This window comes from Pseudovibrio sp. Ad37, assembly GCF_001623075.1.
In the GTDB taxonomy this organism is placed as follows: domain Bacteria; phylum Pseudomonadota; class Alphaproteobacteria; order Rhizobiales; family Stappiaceae; genus Pseudovibrio.
Genome location: NZ_LMCF01000028.1, coordinates 39,618 through 54,279, shown reverse-complemented (window position 1 = coordinate 54,279; position 14,662 = coordinate 39,618). Strand labels below are relative to the sequence as shown.

General features: G+C 51.1%; 15 protein-coding genes and 1 pseudogene. 11 read left to right on the top strand and 5 right to left on the bottom strand.

Going from position 1 to position 14,662, the window contains the following annotated elements; genetic code table 11:
* The 7 genes and pseudogenes from PsAD37_RS08750 to PsAD37_RS08725 form a co-directional block, all read left to right on the top strand.
* The coding region (locus tag PsAD37_RS08750; RefSeq protein ID WP_153039696.1) for a trans-aconitate 2-methyltransferase at positions 1-563 on the top strand (563 nt) is incomplete at its 5' end.
* Positions 564-760: 197 nt separating this feature from the next.
* Complete coding sequence (locus tag PsAD37_RS08745; protein ID WP_063295812.1) at positions 761-1,369, top strand: TetR/AcrR family transcriptional regulator; 609 nt, start codon at positions 761-763, stop codon at positions 1,367-1,369.
* Positions 1,370-1,517: 148 nt separating this feature from the next.
* Positions 1,518-1,667: pseudogene (locus PsAD37_RS29385) on the top strand (TetR/AcrR family transcriptional regulator); the annotation flags it as partial.
* A 51-nt stretch (positions 1,668-1,718) separates the two neighbouring features.
* On the top strand, positions 1,719-2,111 hold the full coding sequence (locus tag PsAD37_RS08740) for a TetR family transcriptional regulator C-terminal domain-containing protein (RefSeq protein ID WP_244272503.1): 393 nt from the start codon (positions 1,719-1,721) through the stop codon (positions 2,109-2,111).
* Between the two features lie 62 nt (positions 2,112-2,173).
* Positions 2,174-2,587: an Ohr family peroxiredoxin gene (locus PsAD37_RS08735; RefSeq protein WP_082826929.1), complete on the top strand. Its 414-nt coding sequence runs from the start codon at positions 2,174-2,176 to the stop codon at positions 2,585-2,587.
* Between the two features lie 47 nt (positions 2,588-2,634).
* On the top strand, positions 2,635-3,666 hold the full coding sequence (locus PsAD37_RS08730) for an NADP-dependent oxidoreductase (RefSeq protein WP_063293039.1): 1,032 nt from the start codon (positions 2,635-2,637) through the stop codon (positions 3,664-3,666).
* A gap of 90 nt (positions 3,667-3,756) precedes the next feature.
* A complete protein-coding gene (locus PsAD37_RS08725; protein WP_063295810.1) occupies positions 3,757-4,434 on the top strand; it encodes a type 1 glutamine amidotransferase domain-containing protein in 678 nt (225 codons plus the stop codon).
* A 170-nt stretch (positions 4,435-4,604) separates the two neighbouring features.
* Here the strand turns inward: PsAD37_RS08725 and PsAD37_RS28325 are convergent, their stop codons facing one another.
* A complete protein-coding gene (locus tag PsAD37_RS28325) occupies positions 4,605-4,754 on the bottom strand; it encodes a hypothetical protein (RefSeq protein WP_193778235.1) in 150 nt (49 codons plus the stop codon).
* Between the two features lie 127 nt (positions 4,755-4,881).
* Between PsAD37_RS28325 and PsAD37_RS08720 the strand changes: the two genes are divergently transcribed.
* The 3 genes from PsAD37_RS08720 to PsAD37_RS08710 all read left to right on the top strand — a co-directional run bounded on the left by PsAD37_RS08720 (position 4,882) and on the right by PsAD37_RS08710 (position 6,851).
* Complete coding sequence (locus PsAD37_RS08720; protein WP_084407702.1) at positions 4,882-5,220, top strand: MbcA/ParS/Xre antitoxin family protein; 339 nt, start codon at positions 4,882-4,884, stop codon at positions 5,218-5,220.
* Positions 5,217-5,945 carry an RES family NAD+ phosphorylase gene (locus PsAD37_RS08715; protein WP_244272501.1) on the top strand — a complete coding sequence of 243 codons (729 nt, stop codon included), beginning with the start codon at positions 5,217-5,219 and terminating at the stop codon, positions 5,943-5,945. Before PsAD37_RS08720 ends, PsAD37_RS08715 begins: the two co-directional genes overlap by 4 nt.
* 150 nt (positions 5,946-6,095) lie before the next feature.
* On the top strand, positions 6,096-6,851 hold the full coding sequence (locus tag PsAD37_RS08710) for a hypothetical protein (protein WP_208991783.1): 756 nt from the start codon (positions 6,096-6,098) through the stop codon (positions 6,849-6,851).
* Positions 6,852-7,003: 152 nt separating this feature from the next.
* Here the strand turns inward: PsAD37_RS08710 and PsAD37_RS08705 are convergent, their stop codons facing one another.
* The 3 genes from PsAD37_RS08705 to PsAD37_RS08695 form a co-directional block, all read right to left on the bottom strand.
* A complete protein-coding gene (locus PsAD37_RS08705) occupies positions 7,004-8,059 on the bottom strand; it encodes an SEL1-like repeat protein (RefSeq protein WP_208991782.1) in 1,056 nt (351 codons plus the stop codon).
* A gap of 392 nt (positions 8,060-8,451) precedes the next feature.
* Positions 8,452-9,768, bottom strand: coding sequence for a sodium:alanine symporter family protein (locus tag PsAD37_RS08700; protein ID WP_244272502.1), 1,317 nt, complete (start codon positions 9,766-9,768; stop codon positions 8,452-8,454).
* Positions 9,769-10,138: 370 nt separating this feature from the next.
* The gene (locus tag PsAD37_RS08695) at positions 10,139-11,053 is read right to left on the bottom strand and encodes a LysR family transcriptional regulator (protein ID WP_063295805.1); all 915 of its coding nucleotides are present in this window, start codon (positions 11,051-11,053) and stop codon (positions 10,139-10,141) included.
* A 105-nt stretch (positions 11,054-11,158) separates the two neighbouring features.
* On the opposite strand from PsAD37_RS08695, the gene PsAD37_RS08690 reads away from it, so the two are divergent.
* Positions 11,159-12,055: an AEC family transporter gene (locus PsAD37_RS08690; protein WP_063295804.1), complete on the top strand. Its 897-nt coding sequence runs from the start codon at positions 11,159-11,161 to the stop codon at positions 12,053-12,055.
* Between the two features lie 83 nt (positions 12,056-12,138).
* Here PsAD37_RS08690 and PsAD37_RS08685 read toward each other — a convergent pair whose 3' ends face one another.
* On the bottom strand, positions 12,139-14,379 hold the full coding sequence (locus PsAD37_RS08685; RefSeq protein ID WP_063295803.1) for a hypothetical protein: 2,241 nt from the start codon (positions 14,377-14,379) through the stop codon (positions 12,139-12,141).
* Positions 14,380-14,662: the final 283 nt, after the last annotated feature.

Sequence of the window (14,662 nt, the reverse complement as noted above, 5' to 3'; positions counted from 1 at the left end):
CGCTGCCATCGATCCCAAATCTCGGCTCGTTGTGCGGCAGAATAGTAAATACGGCGGCGATACGTCATGTCGAACACTCCATCTTTATTCAAAGATTAAAGTGTTGCGACCACCAGTTGAAACCACCACCGCTTGCCGTTCTCGATATCTCATCTGTTGTTCTGGAAGCTGGCAAAGAGCGTCTTGGCGGTGTTGCTGATGATGTGGAGTGGATCAACGCAGACATCACCAACTGGACACCAGACAAGACCTATCAGGTGTGGCATGATCGGGCCGTCTTCCACTTCCTCACGGAGATTGAAGACCAGAAAGCCTATGTAAACGCGTTGGTTAAGGCTGTTCCCGTTGGTGGCACTGCAATCATCTCCAGTTTTGCTGAGGATGGTCCAGAGAAATGCTCCGGCCTTCCTGTGCAGCGGTACTCTTCGCGCACACTTGCCGCGAAACTTCAGGCGCTTGCGCCGGGTGTCTTTGCGCAGACGGACGCACAAACGCATACTCACATTACGCCAAAGAAAAACCAGCAGAATTTCCAGACAAGCGCGTTCAAGCGCGTTGCGTAATATGTAAAAGACCGACTTGAGAACCCTGTAAGCCCCTATTAGAACGGCGGAATTCAGCAAGCGATCTATATTTATCAGAAATCATAGATGGCGATTTACCATCATCTTGGCAATATGTTGTCCCATCATATGTTTCTAATCAGACTGCTTGCAGAGTTGAGTATGTAGCAGGCGACGATTTGGGAAAGAGGCGAATTATGAGTGATACAGACAGGTCCCACTCCGACTATTCAGAGGACTTCCTTGTACCTGCTTCCAAATCGTCCATTCTCGAAGCCGCTATAACTTGTTTTGAGAAGTTCGGTTACTTTGAGACCACCTACGCTGATATCGCCGCAAACGCTGGCCTGAAGGTAAAGGATGTAACGCAGGTCTTTCCTACGAAAGATCAGGTACTTGCTGAATACATCACCACCTATGAAGATGCCCTGCGCATTCAGTTGGACGACCATGATAAGGCTGAGGAAACGCAGCTGCAGCAGATTTACTTCATCTGCAAAACAGCGCTGATTTTCCTGCGGACCCACAGGGTGATCACCGCGATCTGGTTTGAGTTCTATCGCCACAACGTGGCCAAGGTGGTTCTGCGCCGCTTCTTCGGGCAGATCAAAGCCCGGCTTTCCGATCTGGTTAAGGAAGGCATAGAGCAGGGAACCATCAAAAAGAAAGACGAGCACGACGTGGTGGAAGCTATAATCGCTCTCGTCGAAGGGACTTTGATCATCTCCCGTCTTGAAGAGTCGACTGACTTCGAACAGCGCTTCGACAATTCATGGGCGATTATGGAAGAAGGGCTGCAGGCATAACTCAGCCCCGGCCTTCACCCCAATCATAAACAATCCCCGCTAGTCCACTCAGGGAATTACCCGCATTGAAGTCCTTGTGAATAGACGTCATAAGGGATATTCCGAAATGGACTAGACGACCGGTCTATTTTTAATTAAAATACGCCTTATGAAGATGAAGAAAAGCGAAGCCACAAGACAACACATCTTGGAAACCGGGCGTAAGTTGATAGCAGAGCAGGGTTTTTCCAGCATGGGCCTGAGCGTACTGTTAAAAACCGCCGGAGTTCCGAAAGGCTCATTCTATCATTACTTCGAGTCCAAAGAGCATTTCGGCTGCGTATTGGTTCAACAATATATAAATGAGCGCATGAAAAACTTGAACGGGATGTTTGAAACCGACGCGCTGACCATGCGAGAAAAGCTGTTCCAATACTGGCAATTTTGGGAGAATTGCCAGCACTCTGGGGATGCATCCAAGCATTGCTTGATCGTAAAGCTAAGTGCGGAGGTTGCAGACATTTCTGAAGACATGAGAACACTACTGGCCAAAATGAATTCCAGCATCGAACAACGTCTTGGTGACGTTATCGAAGCTGGCGTTCAGGAAGGTTCTATCGCTCTGATACTGAATGCGAGAATGACAGCTCAGATGCTTTACCAGATGTGGCTGGGTGCGAGCCTCATTGGAAAAGTCACACGAGATAAGAAGCCTCTCCAGAAAGCACTGGAGGTTACAGAAATAATGCTGCCTGCTGCATAAAGCCATCAATCCCTAAGAAACCTAGTCCAACAGACGTCAGACACAAAATCTAAGGTGAAGATATGAAAGTCTTCTATGACACAGACACTACAGCTGAAAACGGACGCTCCGGCACATTAACGTTGAGCGACGAAGCTGCAAAAATTCGAGTGACTCCTCCAGGAACTGAAGGTGCAGGCATTACGCCGGAAGAACTCTTCGCGATGGGCTATGCCTCTTGTTTTGAGTATTCGTTGAAGATGGTCTCTGGGCACAAAGAGTACCCACTGGACTTCATCGATGTCCGAGCCTCTGGCAGTGTGGTAGAAAAAGACGAAGGCGGCTTTGTGCTCGACATTGAGCTGCATCTGGAATTCTCCGGCCTGACCCGTGAACAAGCCGATGATGTAATTCAGGCAGCTAATTCTCTCTGCCCGTATTCCAATGCAATTTGTGGCAATGTGGACGTGCGTGTCTACACCAAGCTGAATTCATAAAGTAATATAATCACAAAGACTTAATTACATTAATTGAGGATCCTAAAATGCCGCAGAATACCGAAGTGAACCGCCAGATTGTGCTGGCGGAACGCCCTGTCGGGGCTCCAACATCCAAAAACTTCCGTCTTGAAGAAGCCGCTATCCCGACACCGGGTGAAGGCGAGATGCTGCTGCGTACGGTTTATCTGTCTCTGGACCCGTATATGCGCGGTCGTATGAGCGATGCCAAATCCTATGCAGACCCGGTTGAAATTGGCGATGCCATGGTCGGCGGAACTGTTTCTGTGGTGGTGAAATCCAACCTGAAGAACTTCAGCGAAGGCGACTGGGTGGTGAGCCTGGGTGGTTGGCAAGACTACTCAATTTCCAATGGCGAGATGGTTTTCAACCTTGGCAAAGAGCCAGCCATGCCATCCTGGGCACTGGGTATTATGGGCATGCCGGGCTTTACCGCCTACGCTGGCCTGTTGGAAATTGGCGAGCCGAAACCGGGTGAAACCATTGCAGTTGCAGCAGCTTCCGGCCCAGTTGGCGCAACAGTTGGCCAGATCGGCAAGATCAAAGGCTGCCGCGTTGTTGGCATCGCGGGCGGTGCGGAAAAGTGCAAGCACGCCGTTGATAACCTTGGTTTTGACGTTTGCCTTGACCGCAACTCCCCAACCTTCGCGCAGGACCTAAAAGCTGCTTGTCCGGACGGAATTGACGTTTATTTTGAGAATGTCGGCGGTGCTGTGTTTGATGCGGTCTTGCCGCTTCTCAACGCAAATGCCCGTATTCCGCTGTGTGGATTGATCTCTCAATACAACGCAACAAGCCTGCCGGATGGTCCGGATCGTATGGGCTTGTTGATGGGCACATTACTGGTGAAGAAGATCCGCATGCAGGGCTTCATCATCTTTGACAGTTTCCCAAATCTTTACCCTAAATTCGCAGCGGATATGCAGCAGTGGATTGCAGAGGGTAAAGTGAAGTACCGCGAGCAAATGGTAGACGGTTTGGAAAATGCGCCGGAAGCTTTCATGGGCCTCCTGGAAGGTAAGAACTTCGGCAAACTTGTCGTAAAAATCGGCGACTGATCTCAAAACGAGAAGAATAAAAACAACACGAACACCAGTGCCACGGCACTGGTGGCTACTCCCCCTATGCCTGCTGAAAGGTAGATCACAATGAACGTGCTTATGGTCCTCACATCCCACGACAAGCTGGGCAACACAGGCGAAAAGACCGGCTTCTGGCTGGAAGAGTTCGCGGCCCCTTACTACGTCTTTAAAGACGCTGGCGCGACAATCACTCTGGCCTCTCCTGCTGGCGGGCAGCCTCCGCTGGACCCGAAGAGCGACCTGCCGGATTTCCAGACTGCCGCAACTGACCGCTTCAAGGCCGATGCAGCCGCAAACGATGCTTTGGCCAACACCGTGAAACTAGATGGTGTTTCTGTCGATGCATTTGACGCTGTGTTTTACCCGGGTGGCCATGGTCCACTGTGGGATCTGGTCGATAACACAGCCTCTATCTCTCTGATCGAGCAGCTGTATTCCGCTGGCAAACCTGTCGGTGTTGTCTGTCATGCCTCTGCCGCATTGGTCAACGCTAAGGCTGCAGATGGCTCTGCACTGGTCAACGGCAAGAAGGTCACCGGCTTCTCCAACACAGAAGAAGACGCTGTGCAGCTGACTGATGTTGTGCCGTTGCTGGTGGAAGATGCCTTGCAGGAAAAAGGCGCAATCTATGAGAAGGGCGCTGACTGGGGCTCTTTCATTCTGGAAGATGGCAACCTGATTTCCGGCCAGAACCCGGCTTCCTCTGAAGCTGCGGCAAAAGCAATTCTGGCGCGCTTGAGCTAAGCCTCTAGCATTCCCCATTAAGAGAACCGGTGCGGAGTTATGCTCTGTGCCGGTTTTTTATTGTCCGCTCCATGACGGGCATAAGTCCCACTAGCTCAGTTTGCGTTCCTTTGTGCGTTCGTTTGCGTTCTTTACGTTTTGCGTGCGTTGCAAGGTAAAATAAGCCACTCTTACGCACCCAGCAGAGCTTTGACCACCGCCTCCATCTTTTCCGAATAATCCTTCGCATCCGCAGAGGTGATAAAGACCCCATTGGTAGCCAACAATTGATGATTTTCTTTGAGCTCGGCCCCATTCTTGACATTTGGCGCCAAATTCATAATATAGTGCCATATGTCATTATTCTATTCAGCTGGTTTGACGAGAGGGAAGATGCCTAGCCTTCGTAAGATTGAACAACCTCTGGCACCCGGTGGGCCGAAGTTTACCGAGGAAGAGGTGCATGCCATGCAGCGGGCGGTGATCAACTTGTTTGAGCGCTGGCAGCTGACGGATGAGCAGGCCACTTTGCTGCTGGGAGACATTGCCAAGCGTACCTATCAACGTTGGAAGACCAGACACTATGGCCGTGTCAGCGTGGACCTTGCAGCGCGCCTGTCCAACCTGCTTGGCATTCACAAGGCGCTTCGCTTGCTGTTCAGTGATGCCAACCGTGGATATGGTTGGGTGAAACGCGCCAATACAGACTTTGACGGCAGATCTGCCCTTGAAATTATGATGGGCGGGCAACTCACGGACTTAATGCGCGTGCGCAGATATCTTGATGCGCAGCGAGGCAACTGGTGACCACATTAACTTTGGTGGAGACGGACCTGAAAGCTCCTGAAACACATGTCAGCTGGCCCAAGTATTATCGTCTGGTCAACTCGGCTTACCCACCCATAGATTTGTTCGAAGACATTGCCGATCCGGCAGACTGGGAACTTTTGGCCGCTGCAGAGAGCCGCACCAATCCGCGCCTTGCAGAAACCATCGGCAATCTGGACCTTGTCCCTGTTGAGCGACGGGTCAATGGAACAGGCTCATCCTATCTGATGGCACCGTTCACCCATGCCTCTCCTGATCGGACTGGCCGCTTCCATGATGGCTATTTCGGCGCGTTTTATGCCGCCAAGTCTTTTGAAACCGCACTGTTCGAAACCGTTCACCACACCGGAAATTTCTATGTTGCCACACAAGAGGCGCCGGGGTGGATTGCGCAGATGCGCGAGTTGATCGGCAGTGTTGAGGCTAAACTTGTTGACGTGACAGATCCACGTTTTGAAGTTCTGCTCCACCCCGATGATTACAGCGCCTCTCAGGTCTTCGCTCGTAAGCTGCTGGAAGATGGCGGCGAGGGCATTCTCTACCCAAGCGTTCGCGACGAGGGCGGGTTGTGTATTGCCGCGTTTTATCCCGATGTGGTGGAAGCACCGCTGCAGGCCCGACATTTCAGCTATCACTGGAGCGGTGAAGCGATTGATATGATCAAGGACCTGAACTCAGGCGAAGTTTTCGAGATCGCTGATTAACACCAACACCCTATAAAATAAGCTAGATTTTCCACGTAGATTCCCTTGCGTCAAAAATTGCAGTTTTGCAACTTTTATTTCCAGAAAGGACAGCGCCACGCAGGTTTCGACCACTAGCATCACACTATTGATTTTATAAGGACAATAATTGTGAGCTTTTTCAGCAGCAGCGGCGGAACCTACAGCTTCTCCAACTACAGCGTTGCAAAGTATATAGGCAATGCGTCGTCGTCGATCAGCACTCGTGTCAACCAGAGTGTTTTGTCGTTGGATGATGAGTCCAAAGACAAGACAAAGACGCCTGACCTTAAGCCGACCCCGGATGCTGCTGTTGATGCGCGCGCCAAGCTGACCGATCTTTATGGCGACCTTGATACGACCTCCAGCAAGTACAAGGATGACATCGAAGCGTTTCGTAAGGATATCTTTGATGACCTGGAGTTTGACCGCGAAACCCTCCACCAGATCGCCAGCAATGAAAACGGCTATTTCTCTGATGAAGAGATAGAAGCCGCAAAGCAAGTGATGCAAGAGCAGCTTGACGAGATCCTGAAGAAAGACGCTCCCGAGGATGGACCAACTGCCGACAATTATCTGTCTCTTTTGAAGTATCTGGAGGAAGAAACCTCCGCAGAAGAGCAAAAGTCCTTCGAGTGGGCAGAAAGCAAAGCCAGCGCTCAGGCCGCTTATAAACGACTATCCGGTGGTAAGGAGAGCGACCTCTTTTCAAATGATCCGGTCGTCAACTTGCTCACCAAAGCCCATGAAGACCTGTTCGACGTGCAGAAAACCAATCCTGACGCAAAACTGGAATCCATGTCCGCTTACGATTCCGCTCAGTACCAATGGGAACGGAACAACAACAGCTACGACGCTTACACCTCACCGGATGCCTGGTGGAAGTAATATCGCAATAGGCCATATGATCCCTGCTTCAAAGATTGGCAGGGGTCAGCCAATGCGCTGGCACTGAAGAAGCATTGGGACGTCCTTGCCCCAGAAGTCGATGAACTCTTCCAGAGGTTTCAATCTGCTAAGGCCGGCCACTAGTAACTTCTTTACTTCTCAATAAGTTCGCTAATTCGCTCTTGCGCTTGGGTCAAATCTTGAGGCGTAAGTACCCTTGCAACCTGCTCCATTAGTTGCCGCGCTTTCTCATTGCCATTTGAACTCGCAACCGAGAACCAAACATAAGCGCTTACCACATCCTGCGGCAGGCCTTCTCCATTTGCATGCATTACCCCGAGATTGTACTGCGCATTAGCTTCACCCTGCGCTGCAGCTAGACGATACAACCTTACTGCTTCCACGTAACTCTGAGACACACCTCTTCCATCCACGTACATATCTCCGAGATTCTTTTGTGCAACGGCCTCACCTTGCTCAGCAGCTATGCGATACCATTTCAAAGCTTGCTCATAACTCAGAGGTACGCCCTTTCCCTCCGCGTACATGAGCCCCAGGTTAGATTGCGCCAAAGCATAGCCCTGTTCAGCAGCAAAGCGCGACCAACTTTGCGCTTGAGAATAGTCCTGCGAAACTCCTTTGCCAGTATAGTACATTACACCTAGATTATACTGTGCGATGGCCTCGCCTTGATTGGCAGCCTTCTGGTACCAATTAAAAGCCAACTCATAATCTTGCTGCACTCCTCTTCCAGCGTCATACATACCGCCGAGATTAGTCTGCGCAACGGAATAACCTTGATCAGCAGCCTGCTGATACAATTTTATAGCCTGTGCATAATCCTGGCTTACACCACTACCGGTATCATACATGGCACCGAGATTAGATTGTGCCATAGCAAAACCTTGATCAGCTGCAAGCTGGTACCATTTAAGAGCCTGCGTATAGTCTTGCTTCACTCCACGTCCGGTTTCATACCAGATACCAAGATTGTATTGCGATCTGACAACACCCTGATTAGCTGCTTGTAGGTACCATTTCATAGCTTTCGCAGTATCTTGCTGCACCCCCAGACCCTCGGCGTACATGAAACCAAGATTATGTTGAGCCTTAGCATCACCGTTTTGAGCAGCTTGGTAGGTGGTTTGAAAGTCCTCAGCTTCGGAATAAAGAAGGAACTTGAGTAAGAGAAGAATGGTAATAAACAATAACAATACTCACAACGATCGCAACTGCATGCTGCACTCCGAACTCGAAGCCAATTAACCAAAACAGAGTTCAACAAACCCCAATAGGTGAAAGGTTAAAACGACATTTCACCGAGCTCCCAACTGCTTAGTTCAAAGCGGAAGAAGTGATGTCATCTTCGACTGCCACATGAATCAACTTGAGTATGATAATGAGAGAATTTGCGTCCTCATTTCGGGAGTCTTTACTTACTTATCTAAACCATGGATTGCAACCAAGGACCAATCAATTCCACTCTTCTGGCATTTGATATGGTTAGCCTGAATTACATCGGCAATCTCATAGATCGCGGCACATACAAAAATGGCCCGGTGATGAAACCGGGCCATTCCTTTGAAAACTGTGTTTTCTCTTATTCAGCCGGGGCTTTTTCCGTGTCCTCAGTCTCATCATCTTCGGAGAAGAACTCCTTGGTGAGCTTGAAGACAATCGGGCTGAGAAGTGCCAGCGCGATCAGGTTTGGAATAGCCATCATCGCATTCAGCGTATCAGCCAGCAGCCAGATGAAGCTCAGTTCCGCAGTTGCGCCGAAGTAGATCGCAACCACCCAGAGGATGCGGTATGGCTTGAGCGCACGTGGCCCAAAGAAGAAGCCAACGCATTTCTCGCCGTAGAAGCTCCACCCCAGAATGGTGGTGAATGCAAACACTGAGAGCGAGATCGCAATCAGGTAGCCACCAACACCTGGCAGAGATGTTTCAAATGCCAGAGAGGTGAGCGCTGCACCGGAGGAGCCAGAGGTCCACACACCGGATGCCACAATCGCAAGACCAGTGATGGTACAAACGATGATGGTGTCGATGAACGTGCCGAGCATTGCGATCAGACCCTGATTAACAGGGCTCTTGGTTTCAGCAACCGCGTGAGCGATTGGCGCAGAACCCAGACCAGCTTCGTTAGAGAAGACGCCACGCGCAACACCAAAGCGGATCGCAGCCCAAACAGCAGCACCAGCAAAGCCACCTTCAGCAGCTGTGGAGGTGAATGCCTGAGCAAACACTGTCTGCACAGCAGCACCGATGGAATCGATGTTGATGATCAGAACAACAAGGCCAGCTGCAATGTACGCAATAGCCATGAACGGAACCAGTTTGCCGGCAACGTTACCAATGCGCGTTACTCCTCCCAGAATAACAGCAGCTGTGAGTGCCATCAGGACAACAGCCGTTGCTTGTGCCGGAATGCTGAAGTTCTCATTCAGAACGTTCGCAACACTGTTGGCTTGCACACCGTTACCAATGCCGAACGCAGCAACAGCGCCGAATGCAGCAAAGGTTGGAGCAAGCCAGTACCACTTACGGCCAAGACCGTTTTTGATGTAGTACATCGGGCCACCAACAAAGTTGCCAGCGTTGTCACGCTCACGATATTTCACCGCGAGGACAGCTTCAGCATACTTGGTTGCCATGCCCACAAGAGCAGTCATCCACATCCAGAAGAGAGCGCCAGGCCCGCCCAGGAACACAGCCGTCGCAACGCCTGCAATGTTACCTGTTCCAATTGTAGCTGAAAGAGAAGTCATCAACGCATTGAAGGGGCTGATTTCACCACCACCTTCGCCTTGGCGACCCTTCCAGAGCAGGCTAAAGCCCGTGCCCAACTTAAAGATGGGCATTAGTTTGAGTCCGATCTGGAGAAAAAGTCCTACCCCGAGAATGGCTATAAGCATCACAGGGCCCCAAACGATAGAATTGATTTCGCCTAGGATATTCGTCATTATTTCCATGGTTAGCCTCCCACCATGATTTTTATTATGATTTAGTTTACATCCTCGGCATGCATAGGGAATACATCTACAATAGACCTATTTCAAACTTTTCTGTTGTTTTTCAATTAGTTAATTTGAAAATACGTAGTTTACCTACGGTTATCACGAAAAATTTTGGTGAAAATTTCGCGTCTGACGGGCGTAAATTATCGTTTTCAACCGACCACCCGGTACAGTTTTGGAAAATCCATCCCCGGATTCGTAACTTATGAGCACATTCTGATTAACCAAGATAAGAGAGTTGCGGTATTGCCCCAAGGGCAGGGGAAAATTACTCCTCCCGATAGATCTCCTGCTCGGTAAACTCCCAAAATCTCGTCACCGCGCTGTTGCTGGGTGTTGTCGGCAAGCGGGTGAAGAACAGGCTACGCGGGGCAGGGGCATCAAGCGGTAAAACTTTCACACCATCCAGATCCTCAGGCAGCGCAAGTTCCGCAATAATCGAGCATGCAAGACCGGATCGTACGACTGCCAGAATGGATGTGATCTGCTGAATGGAGTGATCCACGCGTGGGTCTGTATCTGACCGGCCAAACCATTTCCGCACCAACGGCTCACTACCGCCCTTAGTCATAATGAAGGGCTGCTTTTGAAAAGCTTCGGCGTTCATGTGCTGCGGCAGATCCATATCATCTGCAGTGATCGCGACAAGTCGGTCACAGGCAATGGGCAGACTCTCGAACTCCTCATCACCATCTAGTCCCGGGACTACGGCCACATCCACCTCACCGCGTCGCAAAGCTGCGATGATTTCCTGATCCTGCGCCTCGCGCAGCTCCAGCGCGATACCGGGGTAGTGGCGTGAGAAGCGTTTCATGACATGAGGCAGGAGCCGTGTGGAGGCGGAAGGGCCTGAAGACCCGATGCGCACGCGCCCGCCTTTGTTCTGGCGCAGGTCATTGATGCTAGCCAGTGCATTTTCTTCCGCCGCCTGCACGCTCAGGGCATATTGAGCGATCAACTTGCCCTCATCCGTCAGCTGCACCGGCTGTGCACCGCGGCGAAGCACCTTTACGCCAAGCCGCTTTTCAAGCTCTGCGATGGACTGGCTGACGGCAGACTGGCTCACCCCCAGTTGATGCGCGGTTTTGGTGACGGAGCCAACCACCTGCAGCAAAGGCAGAGCGCGCACGGCAAGTTCTGGCAAGCGCATTGCAAAAGAATTGAGGCCATCAGGCTTGGTCATCAGGTATCACCGCATATTATAAGCTCAGCTTATTATTTTATATCTTGTCATTAGCCTAAGACATAGCAGCAGGAAAGACCAGCCAAACCAGTAGGGAGAGGGCGCATGGGGATCGCAATGGCATTGCTGCCAAGTTTGGGTTTGCTGGCTTTGGGCGGTGTGTTTGGCAAGCGTCTGGACCAGGCCACCTGGCGCGGCATTGATACACTGAACTTTCAGTTGCTGTTTCCAGCCCTGATGTTCTCCGCCGCAGCAGCTCGGCCCATCAATCTGGATGATGCAGCCATCATCGGATTGGGTACCTGGGGTATTTTAGGGGTCGGCTTGTTGCTTGGCTGGATGTTGCGACCATTTGGTCCAACACAGTTTTTGGATTTTGCCGCTGGTTGGCAAACAGCATGGCGGTTCAATACAGCAATCGGGTTTGTGGCCATCAATGCGTTGGACGCAGACAGTGCCTCTCTCATGGCCATAGCCATTGGCTTTGCGGTGCCAATGGCGAACCTGATGGCGGTAACGGCTCTTTCCATGGGCAAAGGTCTTGGTCTGCGCAAGGCTGTGGGAAAGGTGGTGCTCAATCCATTCTTTCTGGCAGCCCTTAGCGGTGTTGCGGTGGGCTTGAGTGGGTATCCGCTTCCCTCAGTCCTTTCGGAAGGTCTCAATCAACTGGCTCTGGCCGCCATCCCATTAGCATTGCTGGCGATTGGAGCGACACTTGATTGGCAGGGACTGATGAAGCTGGATATCTATACGGGTGGGTTGAACTCCATAAAACTGTTGGCCTTGCCCTGCATCGCCTGGTTTATGGTGCACAGCTTTGCCATTCCAAAAGAACAGGCATCCGTATTGGTGCTGTTCGCAGCTTTGCCCACCGCTTCAGCTGCTCACGTTCTGGCCGCTGCCTTTGGGGCGGACTGCCGGCAACCGGCCACGCTGATCGCCCAGTCCACCTTGCTCTCCTGCATCAGCCTGCCGCTTTGGATAACCCTGCAAACCGGATAATAAAACAGGCCCTGCGGAGACCGCAGAGCCCAAGCCATTAGATAAGGAAGGTCATTCATCGTTTATGAGCACATGAGGCTCATTTATGCGGCTTGTTTGAAAGCCGTAGGCTTAAATTCCAGAACCCAACAGGCTTCCAGCTTGTTTCTCTTCCAAGGCAGGAAGGAGCGGACGCGGTATTTGACCTGACGAAGTTCCAGATAGTCCGGCAAGCTTGCACCGGGGCCAGCAGATTTCTGAATCAGGTCTGCCCAATCCCGTGCCAGTTTGGTTGGTTCTTCGACTATTTGCATTCCGTCGCTCTTTTCTCCGGTGGGTTTGGAGATCAGCTGCTTGTAAACGGATGGGTTCAACAGGGCCTTCAAGGCACCACTCAAACCATGCAGATCTTCACCAAAGGCCTGATCATCTTCGTCAGCGATGTTACCGGCATTTTCCTTGTCTTGATCTGTTGGCTCATTCATCACAACACTGCTGGCTTCTGTGGTGCCGTGTTCAACTTCCTTGATCACGACATTGTACTGATCCTTCTTGCCACCTTCCATCGGTGTGATTTCAACCTGGAACATGGCTGACCAAGGCTGTTCCTTGGCCCATTTCAGGATCTTGCGGATGCTCGTGCCGTTGCTCATCTTGGCCATGACTTCCTTCATGGCATGGTCCTGCAAGCTGCTGATCGCATCATGTGCATTCCCATAGCTTTGCAACAGGCCGTCACCCTTGGAGGTAAGGAACTCGTCCAGATGGCCTCTCTTGTCCTGAATGTCGCTGCTCTTTTGTGACTGATCTTCTCGCAGATCAGACATATTGAGAGCCAGATCGCCCAGATCACCTGCAATGGCGCGTGGCAGATTGTTAATCAGGTTGACCTCGGCAACAGTGTCAGAGGTTGGTTTTTGTTCCACAACCCAGGCCGTTTTCACGGTGTCCGTGTTGGAGAAGAAGCCCTTCTTGATGTCGTGATAGCGGATTTGCTTCAAAGTCATGTAATCAGGCAGCTGATCACTGATATCCCGGCCACTTGCCTGTGCGCGGGCGAGGGTTTCACCCCAGTTCATTGCCAGATCACTTGGCTTTTCGACAAATGGCACATCATCATTGCTGGCTTCACCCGTAACCTTGGTGGTCAGGGCCTCCATCATTTTTGGTGAGCGCAAGCCGTTGAAGATCAGCTCAGGATTGGCCATGAGCTTTTCTTTGGACAGATTTCGCTGTGCCAGATCAGTGCTGCTGTCGATACCCAGACCGTCAGTGTCTTCATTTCCCGCAGCGCTGTCGCGCAGCTGCGCTTCAATGTTGAAGAACTCACCCTTGGTGGTGATGTCGATATCAACCAGCTTTGCCCATGGCTGGGTGGCAACCCAATTCATGGTCTTGCGGGGGCTGTTGGTCTGGGCAAGGTGGTCGTTGACCATGTTCTTCGCCATCTTTGCAAGGCCGGAGGCTGCCTTCAGGGCTCGGTCGTTCTGCTCTGCCAGTTCATCAACGGCAGAATCCACGGTCTGACCAAAGCTGATGGCAGACTGAACGTCGTTTGTGGTGTTCAGTGCCATGCCCAATTGCCGGGCAACGGCCATACGGTACTCAACAACTTCCTGTTCAATTTCTTCCAGCTTTTGTCGCTCACTGTCAGAAACTGCATTTTCCTTCGCATTGTCGATGGTGTCGCTCATAGCCTTGCCGAAGGCATGCTGGCGGTACAGCTCATTGACATCTTTGACGAGAGCATTCCCGAGCTTGACCATATTCTGGCTCATAAACACCAGCATTTCGCGGTGGGCCGGGGTCAGCTGCTTAGGGTTGGAGTTGGCTGCATTCTGCAGGAACTCATTGAAACGGGGATCGTCCGCCTGACTGTCAAAAATTTCCTTGGTGACACTCCGGGACTCATCCTTCAGCTCTTTTTTCAGATCACGGGTGAACTGCTGCTTGACCATTTCATCAGCTTTTTCCTGAGGCATGCCCAGTACATCTTTCACATGATGCTCCCATTTGGCGGCTGAAGGGTCAGCATAAGCTGTAGCGAGAGGGTCTTTTAAGAAAGCCTCTTTCTTCTGCTGGAAGGTACGCAAGCGGTCTAACCGCTCACGAAGCGTTTCGGATTCCGGCAGGCCAATTTCCTCAAAGACAGCATGGACCGGCATTGGCTTTTCGCCAGCGGGCCGTTCTGGAGGTGGGGTGTCGACGACGACATAGTCGCTCAAATCCGGTTCAGCAGTTCCATTGCGTTGGTCCCCGTTTTCCTCGGGGAAGTTCCAATGCATGTTCTGGTAGACTGCCTTGGCCCAATCGTGCTGTTCAGCATTCAACTTATTTACAGGCATGACACGTCTCCTGCTAACTAAGTTTTGTTATTGGCTAATAAAGTTGTGCTCCTCCTATCCGTTTATTTTAAGGCACGGAATCGACTTTAGTATAATAAGTTAAGATTGATTAAACCAGTCTGTTCAAATGCAAGCGTTCTTTGCATTTAAACCATCATTGCCGATCACGTTTTCCCAAAAACATCAATCACATCTGCTGATAGCGCAATCAATGGCGCGGCACTCAATTCTCCTCATTTACCCCGCCAGCCCGTTCAAATTTGCGGTTTATTTGAGAGACTGA

Coding starts and splice junctions, on each gene's coding strand:
- PsAD37_RS08745 (WP_063295812.1), top strand. CDS start 761: ATGAGTGATACAGACAGGTCCCACTCCGACTATTCAGAGGACTTCCTT.
- PsAD37_RS08740 (WP_244272503.1), top strand. CDS start 1,719: ATGAAAAACTTGAACGGGATGTTTGAAACCGACGCGCTGACCATGCGA.
- PsAD37_RS08735 (WP_082826929.1), top strand. CDS start 2,174: ATGAAAGTCTTCTATGACACAGACACTACAGCTGAAAACGGACGCTCC.
- PsAD37_RS08730 (WP_063293039.1), top strand. CDS start 2,635: ATGCCGCAGAATACCGAAGTGAACCGCCAGATTGTGCTGGCGGAACGC.
- PsAD37_RS08725 (WP_063295810.1), top strand. CDS start 3,757: ATGAACGTGCTTATGGTCCTCACATCCCACGACAAGCTGGGCAACACA.
- PsAD37_RS28325 (WP_193778235.1), bottom strand. CDS start 4,754: ATGAATTTGGCGCCAAATGTCAAGAATGGGGCCGAGCTCAAAGAAAAT.
- PsAD37_RS08720 (WP_084407702.1), top strand. CDS start 4,882: ATGCAGCGGGCGGTGATCAACTTGTTTGAGCGCTGGCAGCTGACGGAT.
- PsAD37_RS08700 (WP_244272502.1), bottom strand. CDS start 9,768: ATGCTTATAGCCATTCTCGGGGTAGGACTTTTTCTCCAGATCGGACTC.
- PsAD37_RS08695 (WP_063295805.1), bottom strand. CDS start 11,053: ATGACCAAGCCTGATGGCCTCAATTCTTTTGCAATGCGCTTGCCAGAA.
- PsAD37_RS08690 (WP_063295804.1), top strand. CDS start 11,159: ATGGGGATCGCAATGGCATTGCTGCCAAGTTTGGGTTTGCTGGCTTTG.
- PsAD37_RS08685 (WP_063295803.1), bottom strand. CDS start 14,379: ATGCCTGTAAATAAGTTGAATGCTGAACAGCACGATTGGGCCAAGGCA.